The organism is Gordonia sp. 852002-50395_SCH5434458 (assembly GCF_001665905.1).
GTDB lineage: Bacteria > Actinomycetota > Actinomycetes > Mycobacteriales > Mycobacteriaceae > Gordonia > Gordonia jacobaea.
Map to the genome: position 1 here is coordinate 60,680 of NZ_LZTC01000020.1, position 18,339 is coordinate 79,018.

Consider the following 18,339-nt stretch of genomic DNA (forward strand, 5'->3'; position numbering starts at 1 on the left):
AGCTTCGCGTGCATGTGTCAGAAACACGTGTATTTGCGGCTCGGGTCGAGCCGTCCAGCGTGGTGAGGACATGATCACCTTGCTTGCGCCAACGGCGTGGGCGCGCATCATTGGTGCTCATGAGCGTCGACGATTCTTCGCCCGCGGAACCCGCAGAACCCCCACGGCGCGCAGAGCACGCGGAGGAGCCAGGACACAGCCACGGTCACGGCGACGAGCCGCACGCGGGGTCGCTCGCGAATCGGCTGAACTGGTTGCGGGCTGGCGTGCTCGGGGCCAACGACGGCATCGTCTCGACGGCGGGCATCGTCGTCGGCGTTGCCGCCGCGACCACTGATCGTGCCCCGATCTTCACCGCGGGAATCGCGGGGTTGGCCGCAGGAGCGGTGTCGATGGCGCTCGGCGAGTATGTCTCGGTCAGCACCCAGCGCGACACCGAACGCGCACTGCTCGACAAAGAGGCCCGGGAACTGGCCGAGCAACCCGAAGCCGAGTTCGACGAGCTGGTGGGCCTTTACGAAGCGAAGGGACTGACACATTCGACGGCGTGTCAGGTCGCGCGCGAGTTGACCGAGCATGATGCCTTCGACGCGCACGTCGAAGCCGAACTGGGCATCGATCCGCACGAGCTCACCAACCCCTGGCAGGCGGCAGTCTCGTCGGCGGTGTCGTTCACGACGGGAGCAGTCCTACCCCTGATCGCAATCCTCGCGCCGCCCGCATCGATTCGGATTCCGGTCACATTTGTCGTTGTCCTGATCGCACTGGCGATAACCGGAGCCCTCGGCGCGATCCTCGGCGGCTCGAAACCGTGGAGACCAATGATTCGGGTCGTGATCGGTGGCGCAATCGCGATGGCCGTGACATTCGGCATTGGTCACTTGGTAGGCCATACCGTTACTTGACAGTCACCTACGACTACCTGTGCGGCGCTTGTGAGTGATACGAAAATGGACTTCTACCAGCAAGTTCAGGCTTACCTTGCTTGCCGATGACGCACCCCGAGACACGCACGCGATCCGATTCCGAAGTGGTCACATTTCAATTAACAAGGATTTGGTTCGCATACCGCAAGGATTCTCGTGGCCTACCGTTGAGTATGTAAAGAAACCGCGAGAAACCGCAACAGAAAAGGCTTGTACGTCCAGCGAACCGAATTCTGCTGAACCGCTTCCGCAGTGGACCTCCGACAAGGGTTCACCCTCCCATTGGAGCGACGATGAGCATCCTGGATCACACCTCACACGACCTCTCCCCGCGCGAGCACGGCTACGAGACAAACGACTTCGGCGAGATCGTCGGGTTCGAGCACGCGGAGCTCGAAAAGACCGCTCCTGAGCACTATTTCGATCCGTTCGTCGAGCAAGCAGACACCGGCGACTTCCCCTCGCTACGTGCCGACGCCTCTCCGGTTTCGACCTCTGGTACCGACCCAAAGGTGGGTCGCGAGTCCACCACTGGAACCGTGCCCGCCCCCGACAACCACGAGGAACACAGCACCCTCCTCATCGCCGGACTCCTCCCCATCGGCTGTCTGTGGATCGGCATCACCGTCGACAGCCTCTTTGATTCCGTTGCGCTCACCGCCTCCATCGTCGCAGTGTTTGCTACTCTCACGCTCGGAGTGCTCGTCGCATCAGCACTTCACGACAGCGAATAGCGCGGTCCGACCGCGCCGTAGATGTCGGGGCGACATCGACGCTCCGTCAGAGAGCGTGAGGGATGAGCCAAGGTCTGACGAGTACCAGGGGCGGGGACGCAGCGTCGATCTTCCAGGGTATGGAGTTGAGGCTTCAGTTCAGCCCGGTCTTCGAACTGTCGGGCGGGAGCCTGGTCGGGGCAAGTCTCGAGCTCAGCGGCCCGAAGGGCACCAATTTCGACTCCCCGCGCGCTCTGCGTCGAACCGCGACGCTCATGGAACAGCGCACGGTCCTCGATTCGCGGAAGTTCGCATTCGCCGACTCCGCGGCGGCCAGACGCGTCTCCGCGGCTCTTCCGCTCTTCCTCGCCGTCGACATCGACCTCTACGATCCGGAGCGCACCTACTCAGATGGTGAGACCCTTGCGTTGCTGATCGAACCGCGTAGCGTCTTGCGGCGTCCGCAGTCGCGGCTCGCCCAGGTCGCACGGGCACGGCGAGACGGACGACTGATCGCCGTCGAAGGGGTCAGCGCGGATCGTAGGACGGCGACATTACTCACGCTCGTCGAACCCGACGTCGTGCTACTGCACCCCGACATCCTCGCGCCGATTCCGACACCCGAAACCGCGCACCTCGCACACACACTCGCCGCACACACCGAACGCACCGGCGCGATCGTCATCGCAACGGGAGTCGACACCGAGGCCGATCGGCGGACCGCTCAGACCCTCGGCGCCCGATACGGGTTGGGCGCCCTGCACCCGCCGGTGTCGGATGCCGACGACCGTGTGCTCGGCTCGATCTCCGAACTCCCTCCGCTGCCTGCACGCACAACGCCGTCCACCGACGAGAAGACACCGTTCGCCATCGCATCGAAGTCGGGTGCGCCACGTCTCGCCGACGAACGACTGCTGCTCGAGATGAGCAAGGACCTCGAGCGGACCGCGACCGAGGCGAGCGTCGCGGTGGTGCTCGGCACCTTCCAGGATCAACACCGCTTCGCACCGTCGACGTCGCAACGGTGGCGTGCACTCTCGGAAAAGGTGGGCCTCGTCGGCGTGTACGGCGAGGGAATCCGGCCCATGAGCGAGGGCAACATCCATTACGCACCACTGAGTTCCGACGACGCTCTCGTGGAGGAATGGAACGTCGCCGTCCTCGGAATGCACTTCGCCGCACTGCTTTCCGCACGCGAAATCCATGGGCGACGCCCCAGCGGTCGTCGCGAGTTCATGTTTGTCCAGAGCTACGATCGGACGATCGTGACGCAGGCGGTGCGAGTGATCTTGTCCCGCTTCACCTGACGCCCTACCTCTCTGCGAGCGAACTCAGATCGGCATCAGCAGATGCTTACGCGGAGTGCGCATCGTCTGCTTGTCACGCAACTGCGCCAACGCTTTTCGAAGCTGCAGTCTCGTCTGGGCGGGCTCGATGACGGCGTCGATGTAGCCACGCTCTGCGGCGAGATACGGCGTGGCCATCATCGTGTTGTAGAAGTCGATGAAGTCGCGTCGCACCTTGTCGGCGTCGTGCGCCGACATGCCCTCGGTCTGCCTACGAGTCAGCACCGCCGCCGCCGACTCTGCGCCCATCACAGCGATTTTCGCCGTCGGCCACGCGAAGTTGAGGTCGGCACCGAGCTGCTTGGAACCCATCACCGCGTACGCGCCGCCGTACGCCTTGCGCAGGACGACGGTGACCTTCGGAACGTCGGCTTCGACGTAGGCGAACAAGAACTTGCCCGAGCGTCGAATGGTGCCCTTCTGCTCCTCGACGAGTCCCGGCAGGATTCCCGGGGTGTCGACGAGGAATACGAGCGGGATGCGGAAGGCGTTGCAGATGCGCACGAATCGCGTTGCCTTCTCGGATGAGTCGGTGTCGAGCGTCCCCGCCATCACGCTCGGCTGGTTGGCGACGACGCCGACGCTGTGCCCGTCGACGCGCGCGTAACCGGTGAGGATGTTGGGCGCGAACAATTCGCCGACCTCGTGGAACGCGCCGTCGTCGAAGAGCTTCACGATGATGTCGCGCATGTCGTACGCGGCGTTGTCGCTGTCGGGCATGAAATCGTTGAGCGCCAAGTCGGACTCGGTGATCTCGGGCTCGAGGCCCGGATTGATGACCGGCGGCTCTTCGAAGCTGGTCGACGGCATGTACTGCAGGTACTCGCGTACCCACTCGAATGCCTGCTTCTCGTCCGGCGCGATGTGATGGATGTTGCCCCACCGCGCCTGGTTGTGAGCGCTACCGAGGTCTTCTGCCGAAATCTCCTCGCCCGTGGTCTGTTTGATGACGTCGGGGCCGGTGACGAACATGTACGACTTGTCCTCGACCGCGACGAGGATGTCGGTGTTCGCGGGCGTGTACACCGCGCCGCCCGCACACTTTCCGAGGATCACCGACACCTGCGGCGACAGACCGGAGAGCAGATCGTTTCGTCGCCCCATCTCGGCGTACCAAGCCAGTGAGGTCACCGCGTCCTGGATGCGCGCACCGGCCGAATCGTTGATGCCGACCATCGGGCAGCCGATCTTGCCTGCCCACTCCATGAGCGCAGAAACCTTGCGGCCGAACATCTCTCCGACGGTGCCGCCGAAGACGGTCTGGTCGTGGCTGAAGGCAGCGACAGGACGGCCGTGCACCAGTCCGTGTCCCGTCACGACGCCGTCGCCGTAGCCCGTGTGTGCTGCCCCGGGCATCTTGGCGAGCGCACCGATCTCGACGAAGGTCCCGGGATCGAACAGCATATCGAGACGCTCACGCGGAGAACAGATTCCCTTACGCTCGCGCTTCTCGATCGCCTTCTCGCCACCGGGTTCACGCGCCTGCTCCAACCGGACGCGTAGATCGGCGAGTTTGGCTGCGGTCGTGTCGGTCACGTGATTCTTCTTCCTCGATGTCAGTGCTGCGCCGGCCCGCTTCGCGTTCCGTCGCGATGTCGGTGCTAGTTGGTCGCCTTCGCCTCCACGGCGGCCAGACGCTTCGTCAGGTCGGCGCCGATCTTGGCGATGTACGGCTCGTCGACGATCGACAGGTGATCGCCGCCGATATGGATGATCTCCAGGTCGTCGACGACCTCGCCCCACCGACCATCCTCGTCGATCTCCGCCCACTGGGGCTCGAGTTCGATTGCGCCGTCGTGCATCTTGTCGGCGCGGTAGAGGATCACCTTGCCGCTATAGGGCTGCGGCGCGATGTTGGTCAGCGCGCGGTTGTCGACAAACGACGTCCGCTGATGCTCGATGATGCCGCCGGGGATCTTGGTGCCAGACATCGAGACCATCTCCATGATGATCGCGAACTGGCCCTCGTCGTCGGCGTCGACGAGTCGGTCCATCGGGATCGGGACGTCGGGGTCGAGATCGTAGTTGCGGATCGCGAAGTCTTTCCAGCGTTCGAGCCGTGCCCGCTTGTTCTCGGGGGTGTCGGGCACATCGTGGCGCGGTCGGACCACGTCGATCAGTCCGACGAACGCGACTTCTTCGCCCTCGTCACGCAAGACCTTGGCGCAGCCGTACGCGAGCGCGCCGCCGAGCGACCACCCGATCAGCACATACGGGCCGTGCGGTTGGACCTCACGCAACCGAGGCAGGTACTGCGCGACCCGTTCCTCGATGGTGCCCTCGACGCGGTCGAAACCGATCACCGGCTGATCGTCGGGAAGCCGCTTGAGCAGTGCCTCGTACGCCGACGTGTTACCGCCCGCGGGGTGGAACAGCAAGGCGGGCACCGGATCTCCCGCGGTGGGGTCGTAAGACTTCTTGCCGCTCGGCACCAGACGCAGGTAGCGGATGAAGCCGTCGGTGTCGGCCGCGGCGTCGAGGAACTTGCGGACGTAGTCCGACATCTCCTCGATCGTCTCCGAATCGAGAATGTCCTCGACATCGATGTCACCACCGGTGCGCTCGTTGAGCTTGTCGGTCAGCTTCTGTGCGACGTCCTCTTCGAGCACGGGCAGCTTGTTGAAGATGCCCCCGGCCGACTTGCCCGTGATGACCGCGTACACGCCGAACGTCAAGCGCTCCGCGGCATCTCGCGGCGGAACGTCGGAACCCGCCGCCTCTGCGACGGCCTGCTGGCTCGTGAGGTCCGGCGCTGCTGCAGGTGTCGTAACCCGCTGATCGAGCTTGTCGAGATCACCCCGCTGATCGAGCGCCCCCTGCTGATCGAGCTTGTCGAGATCACCCCCCTGATCGGCAGCCTCCCGCTGATCGAGCTTGTCGAGATCATCCTTCGCGAGTTGCTCGTCGATGTAGGAGTTGAGCGCTGCGGTGTCGAGTTCACCTTCGCCGGCGGCCTTGCCTGCGAGGTCGTCGAGTTGGTCGCGGTGGGTGACCGCGAACGCGACGAACTTCTCGACGTCGGACAGGTTTGCCTGACGCATCGCCTGCAGTTGCAGTTGCGGAATGTCGAATTCGTACTCGACACGGTTCTTGATGCGCACCGCCATGAGTGAGTCGAGTCCGAGTTCGATCAGCGGGATCTCGCGCGGTAGATCCTCGGGGTCGTAGCCCATCGACTCACCGACGATGATCGCGAGTCGATCACCAACGGACTCACCCGATTCCGGGTCCCACTTGTTGCCGATGTCGTCGACGACCTCGTCCTCGACCGTCAGCGACGTGTCGGTGTAGCCGACCTTCGCCGGGTCTATGGCACCGTCTGCGCGCTCGGCAGCGCCGTCGGCAGGTTCCGCGCTGCCGCCGCCAGCTTCTGTGGTGCCCGTGACGACCGCCTCGAACAGGAGGTGGAAGTTCTTGTCCCGCTTGGTGTGCACCGTCACCGACGCACCGCCAGGATGCGGACTCAGTGTGGTGGTCAACGAGCCGGTCTTCGGGAACTCGCCGTGCGTAGCTGCAGCGCCGACGCGCGCGTCGTCGAATACCTCTGCGGCCGCGGCACGAACCAACTCACGCGGATCGGTCACCGCAGCAGCATTGACCTCCCACGCGTGGCGGCCATCGGGAAGCGCGACGTGCGAACCGGGAATCCGCCCTGCCGTACCACCACTGGAGATCTGCGCGGTGAGCCAGAATGGCTTGCGGTCGAAACGGGTTCGCGGGATGTCGGCGTAATCGCCTGTGCCGAACAGTGATCCGACGTCGACGGGATGTCCGTGGACGTACAGCTTCATCAGCGCGTTGACGACACCGAAGCTCTCGTCCTCCTTGCGGCGCAGCGTCTCGATCAGCTCGGCGTCGTGCAAGCCTGCCGAAAAGGTCACTGCGGCAACGGAGATCAGCACCGCCGGGTTCGGCGAGAGCTCGAGGAAGGTCCGGTGGCCGTTCTCGACCGACTTCGAGATCGCCTGGCTGAACCACACGCTGTGGCGCAGGCCCTTGAGGAAGTAGTCGATGGTGTGCACGGGCTCGTGTCCAGCGCGGTAGAAGGCCTCGCGATCGACCGAACTGTAGAAGCCGGTTTCGAGGCGCTTCGGCTCGATTCCGGTGAGCTCGTAAGACAATTCGCCGAGCAACGGGTCCATCTGCGACGTGTGGCTCGCACCCTTGGTCTGCAGTTTGCGACCCAACTTGCCCTCGGCCTCGGCGCGCGCGACGATCGCGTCGACCTGAGGCTCGGGTCCACCGATGACGGTGTGCGTCGGTGCCGCGTAGACGCAGATCTCGAGGTCGGGGAAGTCGACGAGGACGTCATTGATGTCGTCCGCGCTGTACTCGACGAGCGCCATCAGGCGGATGTCGTCGCCGGAGAGCGTCGCCTCGCCCTCGCCCATGAGCCGCGAGCGCTGGCAGATGACACGTGTGGCGTCTTCGAGCGAGAGCCCCCCACTGATGTACGCGGCCGACGCCTCGCCCATCGAATGCGGCACCAGCACACCGGGTTCGGCGCCGTGGTGACGCAGGAGGTCGGCAAGGGCAACCTGGATCGTGTAGATACCGACCTGGGCGGTCTCGATGCCGTAGGTCTGCTCGTCGTCGACGAACATCTCCGCGATGGAGTATCCGAGTTCGTTCTGCACGTACTCGTCGACGCGGTCGACGTACTTCTTGAAGATCGGATTCTCGAGGTAGAGCTGCTTGGCCATCTTGCGATGCTGCGAGCCGAAGCCCGAGAGCAGCCAGACCGCCGTTGCGGCGTCGGGCGAATCAGCCGAGTACACAAGAGGATTGGCTTTGCCCTCCGCGACGGCGCGCACACCCTTGACTGCGTCTTCGTGGGTGCGGGCCATGACGACCGACCGCGAACGACCGTGGTTGCGGTGCGCGAGCGCGCGTCCGATGTCGGCGAGGGGCGTCGACGCACCCTCGTCGGACTCGAGCCACTCGAGCAGGTCGGCGGCAGCCTTACGACGCCGCGACGGCAGGAATCCCGAAAGCACCAGCGGCACAACCGATCCCTCGACGGCGCACGGGGCAAAGCCGTCGGCGGGGTCGGCTTCGACGACCTCGGCGGGCGCGTCGTCCTTCTTCGCCTGCGCGGCCAGGACGGCGCGCTCGGCGTCGGTGAGGAAGTCCTCGTCGTCATCGTCGGTGGTTTCGACAAGCTCAACCAGCGAGGACGGCTCAACCAGCGGGGACGGCTCAACCAACGAGGAGGACTCAGCGTCTCCGGTGGTCGGGGTGTCTCCGCTGGTCGAGCTTGTCGAGACCACGCCCGACAGATCACTCGGCAGCGCCTCACGCACGACGACGTGCGCGTTGGTGCCACCGAAGCCGAAGCCCGACACACCCGCGACAGCATGGCCCGAGTAGCGCGGCCAGTCCGTCGGCTCCTCGACCACCTTGAGGTGTCCGGCGTCGAACTGAATGTAGGGGTTGGGGCCGGAGTAGTTGAGCGATGCAGGCAGCTTGTTGTGCTGCATAGCGAGAACCACCTTGGCGAGCGCACCTGCGCCCGCGGCGGACTCCATATGCCCGAAGTTCGTCTTGGCGGAACCGAGGAGTGCAGGCGCGTCGGCCTGTCGACCGCGCCCGACGACGCGCCCGAGGGCGTCGGCTTCGATGGGATCGCCGAGCACCGTGCCGGTTCCGTGCGCTTCGATGTAGTCGACGCCGCGCGGATCGACAGCGGCGTCGGTGTACGCCGAGCGCAGCACCTCGACCTGGGCCTCGGGATTCGGAGCGGGCAGGCCGTTGGAGCGGCCGTCGGAGTTGACCGCCGAACCCGCGACAACTGCGAGCACGGTGTCGCCGTCGCGTCGGGCGTCGGCGATGCGCTTGAGTACGAACAGTCCGCCACCCTCGGCGCGGATCATGCCGTCGGCGTCGGCCGAGAACGCCTTGATGTGGCCGTCCTTGGCCTGCGCGCCGATGCTGTCGAAGCCGAGCGTCGCCGCGGGCGTGATGATCATGTTGACGCCACCGGCGAGCGCGACGTCGGATTCACCCGAGCGCAGGCTGCGTACGGCCTGATGCACGGCGACCAACGACGACGAGCACGCGGTGTCCATCGCGACCGACGGACCGTGGAAGTCGAAGAAGTAGGAGACGCGGTTGGCGACGATCGACGTCGACGTTCCGGTCAGCGCGTAGGCGGCGGTGTCGTGAGCGCCGTCGTCGAGGCCCATGGCCGCGAGAAGCTGGTAGTCGTTGGTCGACGTGCCGATGAAGACACCGACCGGCGCGCCCTTGAGGTCGCTGGCCGGAATGTGGGCGTCTTCGAGTGCCTCCCATGCCAGTTCGAGTGCGAGGCGCTGCTGCGGGTCGACCATCTCGACCTCGCGCGGACTCATCTGGAAGAAGTCGGCGTCGAAGCTCTTGACGTCGTCGAGGTAGCCGCCCTTGACGTTGGACTCGTCGATCACCTTCGCGAGGCGCGGGTCGGATTTGAACTCGGCCCAGCGGTCGTCGGGAAGGTCGGAGATGCCGTCGCGGCCGGAGATCAGGGCTTCCCAGGTGGAGTCAGGGGTCTGCCCGGCCTTGGGGAAGCGTGTCGAGAGGCCGACGATCGCGATGTCGTCGTCGGCGTTGCGCTCGCGAATCCAGAAGGTCTCGGCGTCGAGGTCGAGGCCCTCGTCGGGGTCGCCTTCGATGATGCGCTTGGCCAGCATCGCGATGGTGGGGTGGTTGTAGGCGACCGTCGCGGTCAGTACGACGCCGGTCTTGTCCTCGATGTCGGCGGCAAGCGCCACCGCATCGCGCGACGACAGGCCGAACTCCTCCATCGGACGGTCGTCGGAGATCTGCTCCGCGGAGATTCCGGTCGACGTCGCGACCCACTCCCGCAGCCAGTCGCGCAGTTCGGAAACCGTCAGCCCACCGGCGGTCTCGCCGTCGGTGCTCTCGCTGTTGACGCTGTCGGTGTCGGGGCTGTCGGCGTCGGCCGCAGGCTCGATGTTCGGCTCGTTGTTCAGTTCAGACATCGGTCACCAGACTACTTGGCGGCGCAGCCAGGGCTGCGCGGGTTGTGGGCAGAAGTGGTCTCGACAAGCTCGACCAGCGGGGCGGGGGCTCGACCAGCGGCGGGCACTCGACCAGCGGGTGGTCTCGACAAGCTCGACCAGCGGTGGCCGCTCGACCACCCCGACGACGCCGCCTCCGACGAAGAGCTGCGCCGCGGGCCCCAATCACACCGAATCGGGAAACGCATCCTGCTTGTATCCGCCGCGGAGTCGGCCGTCGACATATGCGGTCTTGGTGGCGCGGCGTGCGATCTTGCCGCTGCTGGTGCGGGGAATCGAGCCTGCGGGCACGAGCAGTACGTCGCGGGCCATCACGCCGTGGCGCTGGGCCACCGCGGCGCGGACGGTGTCGGCGATCTCCTGCGGATCGGTCTTCTTGCCCGGTCCACGCTCGGCCACGATGACCAGCTGCTCCGACGCGTCGTCGGCGTCGAATTTCAGTCCGCTGGCGGCGTTCTCGAAGACGACGCTCGGCAGCTGGTTGGCGGGGACGGCGAAGGCGGCGACAAAGCCGGGGCGCAGCGCGGTGCTGGCCTCCTGTGCGCTGAACTCGAGGTCTTGCGGGTAGTGATTGCGGCCGTCGACGATCACGAGGTCTTTGACGCGACCGGTGATGTAGAGCTCGCCGTCGAGCCAGACGCCGTAGTCGCCTGTGCGCATCCACTGTGCGTCTGCGGGCGCGCCGTCGGTGTGGCTGCCCTGTTCGAGCGGCGTGTCGACGGTGTTGTGGAACGTCGCCTCGCTCTCGTCGGCCTTGTTCCAGTAGCCGGCTCCGATGTTGAGGCCGTGCAGCCAGATCTCGCCGACCTCGCCGTCGGCTTTCTCGACGGCCTTTCCGGTCTCGTCGTATTCAGCGGCGTCGACGATCGTGGCCCACTGGCTCAGCGCGACCTGTCCACACGAGACCTGTGCGACCGCGTTGGGTGCGTGCTGGTCGACGACCTTCATGTGTCCGGCGTTGAGTTCGTCGCGGTCGACGTAGACGATCTTGGCCTCGTTGTTGCGCTGCGTCGCGGAGACGAACAGCGTTGCCTCGGCCATGCCGTAGCAGGGCTTGATCGCGGTCTTGGGCAGGCCGTACGGACCGAATGCGTCGTTGAACTTCTTCATCGAGCTGACGGTGACGGGCTCGGAGCCGTTGATCAGGCCGATCACGTTCGACAGGTCGAGGTGCTCGCCGTCCTTGGGCAGACCGCGTGCTGCGGCGTGCTCGTAGGCGAAGTTCGGGGCTGCCGCGTATGTCTCGGCGCCGTCGCTTGCCGCTGCGAGTTCCTTGATCCAGCGGCCCGGCCTGCGGACGAATGCCTGCGGGCTCATGATCGTGATGTAGCGGCCGCCGAGCGCAGGAAGGATCACCGTGAGCAGACCCATGTCGTGGAACATCGGCAGCCAGGTGACGCCGCGCGCGTTGCGGTCGATCTCGATGCAGTCGTAGATCTGCAGGCAGTTGGCCGCGACAGCCTCGTAGGTGATCTCGACGCCTGCGGGCACGCGGGTGGAGCCTGACGTGTACTGGAGGTACGCGACGGTGTCGCGGTTGTGGTCCTTACCCGCGACCGGTGCGACCCAGCTCGATCCGACGGAGTCGGGGACTGCGTCGACGGCGATCACGCGGGGACGTTCCTTGGCGGGCACGCCGGCGAAGAAGTCGCGTACGGCCTCGGCCGACTTGGTCGAGGTGAGGATTGCCGTCGGCTTGCAGTCGGCGAGCACCGCGGTCAGGCGATCGGTGTGGCCCGGCTCGTCGGGGCTGAAGAGCGGAACGGCGATATTGCTCGCGTAGAGCGCCGCGAAGAAACCGATCACGTACTCCAGCGATTGCGGAGCAAGAATCGCGACTCGATCACCGGGCTTGGTGACCTGCTGCAGCCGTGCGGCGACCGCGCGCAGTCGCTTACCGAACTGCGCCCAGGTGAGGTCTTGCGCCTCGCCGTCGCGTTCGCGGCTGTAGTCGATGAAGCGGTACGCCAGCGTGTCAGCCTGATCGCGCACGTTCCGTTCGACATAGTCGACCAGCGTCGCGTCCTCGTTGAAATGCAGGTTGCCGCTCTCATCGAGGAACTGCTCAAATTCTGTGTTCAGCATCCATTACTCCTGTGGCCCCCTTGTGGGACGCCACGTCCGTGCGCCTCGTCGGCGCGGTGTCGTGGCACTCCCCGCAGGTACCACGTCTTTTGGGCGTCGCGTCCGCATCTATAACGCGTGACACGGTAGCCCACACTCGGCTACTCACCCGAATTCTTGGCTTTTGGTGGATTGCACCTTTACGACGTCGGAATTCCGACACATCCCGAGAGTCATTCGCAGGCGAATTCACGTCAGCCCATTCCGACGAATGCGAAATGGGCCGTCGATGATGTTACTCCCCCTTCAATTGTGCAAGCACAGGCGCAAACGCATCCATCTGAGTGGGGAAGACGCCCACGTACGACATCGTCGTGCGTCGACGCACCTCGCGGATCTGGTCGGCGATCTCCTCGAACGATCCGATCGCGATATAGGGCGACGTCAACACGTCGTCGACGGTGAACTCGGTGTCGTGGGCAATGTTAGGCGGGTACCCCTGCGCAAGCGCCTTGAGTGCCATTTCCGCAGTGGCCTCGCGGTCGTCGGTGATGACGATGACCGCGATGGTCCAGTTGAGCTCGATGTCGGCGAACCGGTCGCCCGCGACCTCGCGGATGCGGTCGACGCGCGCCGCCGTCCTCTCGATCGTCATGTCCGACAGCTTCATCTTGCCGTCGGGCGTGGTGCCCGGGGCGACGGAGATGATGTCGGCGTGCTTGGCGGCCAGGGCGAGCATCTTCGGTCCGCCGCCGCCGACTGCGATCGGCGGTCGCGGTCCCTGACGAGGCCGAGGACTGCCCTCGAGGCCGTGGATCTGATAGAACTCGCCGTCGAAGTCGACGGTCTCGCCGCGCATCAGCTTGTCCAGGATGGTCAGCGATTCGTCGAGCTTCCTGATGCGCACACCCGGCGACTCGAACTCGATCCCCGCCTTGTCGAACTCTTCCTTCATCCATCCCGCGCCGATGCCGAGCTCGAGTCGGCCCTTGCTCAGGACGTCGATCGTGTTGGCCTCCTTGGCCAGGATCGCCGGATGACGGAAGCCGTTGGCGAGCACGGAGGTTCCGAGACGGATGGTGCTCGTCGCCTGGCTGAGCGCTCCGAGGGCTGCGAGCGGTCCGACCTGGTTGCCCAGGTGGTCGGGTACCGCGAACGTGTCGTAGCCGTACTCTTCCGCGGTCTGCGCCAGCTTCACGAACTTGCGGGCTCCGCCCTCGTCCTTGTTGCCCTCGCCGCCGGCTCCGAACCGGAACTTGCGCAGTTCACCGGGGTCACTCATCGTCGCCTGCTTCTCCTCACGCATCACTGCGGTTACCGGTCGCGTTGCCGGTTGGTCTGGTGGGCGTATATGCCCGACCGTCCAACGGTAATGCAGGTCGACGGCGCTGCCCAAACACGGCTCGACGGGACATACGACCTAGTCGAGCGCGGGCATGACTGCGAACGCGACGATCCGACGCCGCGTGACGGGCGCGACGTCGGATCTACGTCAGTTGTGTGCGGGACGCGGGGCGTCGGCGATCACTTTGTTCGACCAGCCGTACATCCACTGCGTGGCGCTGACGCCGTCGAGCTGCCAGTAGCGCTTGGTCGCGTACATGGCGTGAACGGGATTGTTGATCGCGCCCGCGAGCTGACCGACCGCAGCGACCGGATTGGCGACGGTCGGCGAATCGCAGATGAGATCGCCTGGCGCACAGATAGATTGGACGCGGTCTCGGAGATCGCCGAACCCACCGCTTCGCGGTCCGGTCATCGTGATCCCCGGCACGAGCTTGCCTATCCCGCTGAGCGCGACCTCGGCACCTACACCGTCGGGTGCGGGGCCGATGTCGTTCTGCTGCCCCTTCTCGCGTCGGCCGTCGGCGATGAGCCCGACGCCGAGCACCAGGTCCTGATCCGACGCGGCGATCGGGCCGCGACCGTTGCCGATGTTGCTCGCGAGGTCGCCTCCGATGACCGCACCTTGCGAGAAGCCCATGATCACGTAGCGCGTCAGCGGACACTTCTTGTTGGTGTCACGCAGTTTTGCCGCAGCGCGGTTGTAGCCCTGCTGTCGGGACACGTTGTAGTCGACCTGGCGGTCGTTGAGATTGGTCGGGTTACGGAATTGCGCGATGTAGGGAACGGTGTAGACCTCGGTGCGCGAGGTCGGGTACTCGTTCTGCAGCGCCGTGGACACCCGTCGCATCAGCGACGCCTTGTTGGCCGTCGGATTCATCGGGTCGTCGTCGGCCGACGATTCCCACGTACCCGGTATGACCAGCGTCAACACGTCCGGACAGTCGGCGGACTGCGCCTCCGGACGTCCGGGCGACGGTGGAGCGCTGGTCGACGGCCCCTCGCCGCCGGGAATACTCGGCGGTCCGGGTTTGAGCAGAGTGATCACCAAGATCACGATCAACACGATCGCGATGACGGCGAGAAGGGCTAGGAGCAGTGCAATACGACCGAGTCGACGACCCTTACGTCGACCGGTGGCACCTCGCTTGGCCGTCACCTAGCAGTAATTGTCACGTGCGGCTTTGATGACCTTGTCCGCCTTCGAGTTCGCCTCTGCGACGTTCTTCGAACTCGGGCCGATCATCGCGGTCACGAAAGCCTTCACGGTCGTCGGATCGGCTCCCTTGGACTGCTGCGCACAGACGTACTCGGCGCTGTTGAGCGCGACGGAGTTGTCGGAGTCGCCTGCGAAGCTGATGTTCTGGTCCTTGAGCGCCTGCAGGTACTTCTTGCCCTTGTTGCTCACCGGCTCGCCGCCGGGGCCGGGAAAGTTCTCCGGCACCTTGGTGCCGCTGTTCGGTGCGGTCGCGGGCAGCGTCGTCGAACCCGACACCTTGGTGCCGTCCGACGCGGCTTTCGACGACTCGATCTCTGATTCCGACGACTTCGCGGCCGACGACGACGGAGACGAGTACATCGACGTCGTCGTGACGGGGTCACTCGTGATCGGAGCACTTGCTGTCGAGTCGTCCGAGCACGCGGTCAATCCGCCTGCCAGAGCGAGTCCCGCCACCATCACACCCAACCCGAAGAACTTCCTCATCATCACTTCCTCATCACAACCCGACCGGTCGTTGTCGGCACCGTGCCAGGCTACTCCGAACGCAAGACGTCACAGACCACCACAACGACGTCACCTGCGAAAACGCCGCGATTCCTCAGCGAGATCTCAGCGCACCCACACCCGGCGCCGAGGCTGTGCCGATCAATCGAACACACTCGGCACCGGGTGAGGCTGCGCGCGGTCATTTACCGATGACCGTCCCGCCATTGGCGGTCCAGGAAATCTTGCCGCGCTCGAACGTGTTGAAGCGTCCCTTGCCGTCCCTGGTTGGCAGTTCGTCGCTGGTCGGCAGACCCAGTTTGCCGCCGGGACCGCCGATCGAGGCGTATGCCCCACCGATCGCGCCCGCGACCTCCTTGGGCCCCTTGGGACCCGTGATCACGCGACCCTTGTAGAAGTCCTGTGCGCGTCCACCCGGTACCGCGTACTCGGGGGTGAGGCAGCCGCCCAGTTTGTTGGCGTCTGCGACCTTCTTGAACGCCGCCGACGCACGGCACGCGACCTTGTCGCCGCCGAGTCCGAGCGCCGCCGCAGCCTGCGGCCACGCCTGCGCCATCTCGAACTCCCAGTAGGCCCAGGTGTGGGTTCCGGACGGTCGGTACACCGCCTGCCCCGGGATGCCGAGCTGGTTGAGCTTGATCGCGAACTGTTGCGACGTGACGCGGCTGAGCAGTTCCAGACCGACGCCCGAGTAGTTCGTGGCGAGCAGCGGGATATCCGACGGCTTGTCGTGTGGTCCGACGAGTCCGTTGCCCGACGAGACGTAGAGGCTCGTTCCGCGAAGCTTGTCGGCGATCAGGAACGGGTCGTGCTCCTTCCATGCCGGATCGCTCGGCGGTCCGAACATGTTCATCGAGTTGTAGCCACCGCCATCGCGCTGAGCGAACTGGATTGCCTGCGGCATACCCGTCGACGTCAACTGCAGAATGCCCGAGAACGACGCCGCGAACTTGTAGAAGCCCGGATTGCGCGCGGCCAGCATCATCGCGCCGGTGCCACCCATGGAGAGGCCCTCGATGCCGCGGACGTCCGTCGAACGCCAGTCGCCTTCGATGATCGGGGGCAGCTCGTGGATGAGGAATGTCTCCCACTTGTAGGTCTTGCCGCGGTCGGGCTGCTTCCAGTCGGTGTAGAAGCTCGACTCACCGCCGATGGGGAGAACGACGTTGACGTTCTTGTCCTTGTAGAAGTCGACGATGTTGGTGTTCAGGACCCACCCACTCTGGTCGTCCTGCGCACGCAGGCCGTCGAGCATCGTCAGTTGCGGGAACTTGGCGTCCGGGCGCGCCCACCAGTCACGCGCCAGCAGGATCTGCACCTGGATGTCGGTGTTCATCGCGGGCGAGTGCACCCACAGCGCGACGCGGCGGTCGGTGTACCAGAACACTTTCGTGACGCGTGCGGGCTGAGCGGGCGCCGCTGCAGGCTGCGCGGGTGCTGCCGCGGGCGGCGCAGGCTGAGCGGGCGCCGGCGCTGCGGGTTGGGCTGGCGCTGCGGGTTGAGCCGGCGCTGCCGGGTTGGCAGGGGGCGCGGCGGGCGGATCAGCAGGCGCCGACGCCTGGCCCGCCATCGTCACACCGACTGCCACGGCGATCGTCGCCGACACCGTGGCTGCGAAACGCGTGATCCGACGTCCTCGTCGCCACCCCTGCTCGTTCGTCACCCGATCCCCCTTCGCGCGATCAGCGCGTACCGCTCGACGCATTCGATTCCCACTCCTTCGCACCGGTGGGGCGGAACTCCGCTGTGTACGCGTCTACGCACACCTCAGAAATCACACACATCCCACTAGCCACATTTTGCCTCAGGTGTTTCTTACCCTGTCCCGACGATGAATCCACGCGCGACGCGCTGAGGCGGATGAGATTTCTGTGACTTGTGATGCAGATGGGGTCAGTCGACGTGGCGCTATCGAGGTCGGCCACAAATTCGAGGTCGGCCACAAACGACGCGACCCCGACCGGGAGTCCCGGTCGGGGTCGCGTACGAGTAGAGCGTTACTGATCAGATCAGCGGAAGAAGCCTCGCTGGTAGGCGCTCCACACCATGTCCTGCCAGTAGCCCCACGCGTGGGTGCCATTGGCGTCGTAGGTCATCAGGTTGATGCCCTGCGTGAAGGCTGCGACCTCGAATGCCTTGCGCTGTGCCAGCGCCAGCACCTCGAGCGTCGAACCCTTGAACAGGTCGTCGAAGACGTTCGGCAGCGCGTTGTAGCGGCCGAAGAGTCCGTTGCCCGATCCGGTGAAGACCTTGAGGTGATGCATGCGGTTGATCAGCATGAACGGGTCGTTGTCGTACCAACGCTGATCCCACGGGGGACCCCACATGGCGTCGACGTTCCACGGCTTGGGATCGACGTCGAGCATGGCCAGTCGAAGCATGGTGTGCATGCCCGGCGCGCTCAGGAAGTCGTAGCCCGAGAGCGAGCCTGCCGCGTAGTAGAGATCGGGGCGCTTGGCAGCGAGAACCAGAGCCGCGTTACCACCGGACGAGATGCCCATGATGGCGTACTTGCCGCCCTTGCCCTTGAAGCCCTTCTGGCGCAGAGCCGGCGCGAGGCGGTTCTGGATCACGCACTCCCACATGTAACGACGCTGCTGGCCGTTGAAGTTACTCGGCGCGTTCCAGTTGGTGTAGAAGCTGGCAGGTCCGCCGATCGGCTCGACGACGTTGACGCCGCGGTTGACCAGCTCCTGGACGTTGGTGTTGATTTCCCAGCCCGAGAAGTCGTACTGGGCGCGCATCCCGTCGAGAAGGATCACGGTGCGGGTGTTGCCCGGCTTGAACCAGGAGCGCACCTTGACCTTGCCGGGAGCCATCGACTTGTTGCCGAAGGCACCGTTGGTCGGCATGCCGCAGGCGTCGATCCACCACTCGCTCTTGCCTGCGGGGGTTCCGTTGACACGTGCATCTGCGGTACCTGCGCCCGTGATGACCGACGCGAGACCCGCGATCGTCATCAGCGCGACTGTCACCGCAACCAACCGGCTACGCATCCGGAATCCACCGCGTTTCCCGGGCGTCATCGCTCCCGACCTCACCGCTACTCCCATCGACCAAACTCTCCTCTGTTACCAGTCCCCATGCGCCCCACAGGACACACCAGGCACCAGATCGTTACGTGCGCGATATCAACCCGACCGGCTTGGCTACCCCTGGACTACGTTCCCACCCGTCACATGCGGCCTCCGCACGACCTGT

Annotated in this window: 11 protein-coding genes; 3 read left to right on the forward strand and 8 right to left on the reverse strand. The window is 65.2% G+C overall.

Translation table 11 applies throughout. The features are described 5' to 3' along the window. The first annotated feature begins 119 nt into the window (after window positions 1–119). The 3 genes from A5785_RS04315 (at window position 120) to A5785_RS04325 (ending at window position 2,946) form a co-directional block, all read left to right on the forward strand. Window positions 120–905, forward strand: coding sequence for a VIT1/CCC1 transporter family protein (locus A5785_RS04315; RefSeq protein WP_049700185.1), 786 nt, complete (start codon window positions 120–122; stop codon window positions 903–905). 314 nt (window positions 906–1,219) lie between these two features. Next, complete coding sequence (locus tag A5785_RS04320; protein ID WP_049700186.1) at window positions 1,220–1,660, forward strand: hypothetical protein; 441 nt, start codon at window positions 1,220–1,222, stop codon at window positions 1,658–1,660. A 119-nt stretch (window positions 1,661–1,779) separates the two neighbouring features. Further along, window positions 1,780–2,946 (forward strand): DICT sensory domain-containing protein, encoded by a 1,167-nt coding sequence (locus A5785_RS04325; RefSeq protein ID WP_231894228.1) that lies wholly within the window; start codon window positions 1,780–1,782, stop codon window positions 2,944–2,946. Between the two features lie 24 nt (window positions 2,947–2,970). Here the strand turns inward: A5785_RS04325 and A5785_RS04330 are convergent, their stop codons facing one another. From A5785_RS04330 to A5785_RS04365, 8 genes are all read right to left on the reverse strand, one after another. Then, window positions 2,971–4,521, reverse strand: a complete 1,551-nt coding sequence (locus tag A5785_RS04330) for an acyl-CoA carboxylase subunit beta (RefSeq protein ID WP_049700188.1) — start codon at window positions 4,519–4,521, stop codon at window positions 2,971–2,973. A 65-nt stretch (window positions 4,522–4,586) separates the two neighbouring features. After that, complete coding sequence (gene pks13 / locus A5785_RS04335) at window positions 4,587–9,965, reverse strand: polyketide synthase Pks13 (protein ID WP_064864704.1); 5,379 nt, start codon at window positions 9,963–9,965, stop codon at window positions 4,587–4,589. Window positions 9,966–10,169: 204 nt separating this feature from the next. Next, a complete protein-coding gene (gene fadD32 / locus A5785_RS04340; RefSeq protein ID WP_064864706.1) occupies window positions 10,170–12,089 on the reverse strand; it encodes a long-chain-fatty-acid--AMP ligase FadD32 in 1,920 nt (639 codons plus the stop codon). 274 nt (window positions 12,090–12,363) lie between these two features. Then, window positions 12,364–13,350: an LLM class F420-dependent oxidoreductase gene (locus A5785_RS04345; protein ID WP_152930124.1), complete on the reverse strand. Its 987-nt coding sequence runs from the start codon at window positions 13,348–13,350 to the stop codon at window positions 12,364–12,366. Window positions 13,351–13,560: 210 nt separating this feature from the next. Then, the gene (locus A5785_RS04350) at window positions 13,561–14,571 is read right to left on the reverse strand and encodes a cutinase family protein (RefSeq protein ID WP_049700192.1); all 1,011 of its coding nucleotides are present in this window, start codon (window positions 14,569–14,571) and stop codon (window positions 13,561–13,563) included. Beyond that, a complete protein-coding gene (locus tag A5785_RS04355) occupies window positions 14,572–15,117 on the reverse strand; it encodes a DUF732 domain-containing protein (protein WP_049700304.1) in 546 nt (181 codons plus the stop codon). A gap of 202 nt (window positions 15,118–15,319) precedes the next feature. After that, window positions 15,320–16,843 carry an alpha/beta hydrolase-fold protein gene (locus A5785_RS04360; protein ID WP_420841307.1) on the reverse strand — a complete coding sequence of 508 codons (1,524 nt, stop codon included), beginning with the start codon at window positions 16,841–16,843 and terminating at the stop codon, window positions 15,320–15,322. Between the two features lie 304 nt (window positions 16,844–17,147). Further along, window positions 17,148–18,164 carry an alpha/beta hydrolase gene (locus tag A5785_RS04365; RefSeq protein ID WP_049700194.1) on the reverse strand — a complete coding sequence of 339 codons (1,017 nt, stop codon included), beginning with the start codon at window positions 18,162–18,164 and terminating at the stop codon, window positions 17,148–17,150. Between the last annotated feature and the right edge of the window lie 175 nt (window positions 18,165–18,339).

Coding starts and splice junctions, on each gene's coding strand:
- A5785_RS04315 (WP_049700185.1), top strand. CDS start 120: ATGAGCGTCGACGATTCTTCGCCCGCGGAACCCGCAGAACCCCCACGG.
- A5785_RS04320 (WP_049700186.1), top strand. CDS start 1,220: ATGAGCATCCTGGATCACACCTCACACGACCTCTCCCCGCGCGAGCAC.
- A5785_RS04325 (WP_231894228.1), top strand. CDS start 1,780: ATGGAGTTGAGGCTTCAGTTCAGCCCGGTCTTCGAACTGTCGGGCGGG.
- pks13 (WP_064864704.1), bottom strand. CDS start 9,965: ATGTCTGAACTGAACAACGAGCCGAACATCGAGCCTGCGGCCGACGCC.
- fadD32 (WP_064864706.1), bottom strand. CDS start 12,089: ATGCTGAACACAGAATTTGAGCAGTTCCTCGATGAGAGCGGCAACCTG.
- A5785_RS04345 (WP_152930124.1), bottom strand. CDS start 13,350: ATGAGTGACCCCGGTGAACTGCGCAAGTTCCGGTTCGGAGCCGGCGGC.
- A5785_RS04355 (WP_049700304.1), bottom strand. CDS start 15,117: ATGAGGAAGTTCTTCGGGTTGGGTGTGATGGTGGCGGGACTCGCTCTG.
- A5785_RS04360 (WP_420841307.1), bottom strand. CDS start 16,843: ATGCGTCGAGCGGTACGCGCTGATCGCGCGAAGGGGGATCGGGTGACG.
- A5785_RS04365 (WP_049700194.1), bottom strand. CDS start 18,164: ATGACGCCCGGGAAACGCGGTGGATTCCGGATGCGTAGCCGGTTGGTT.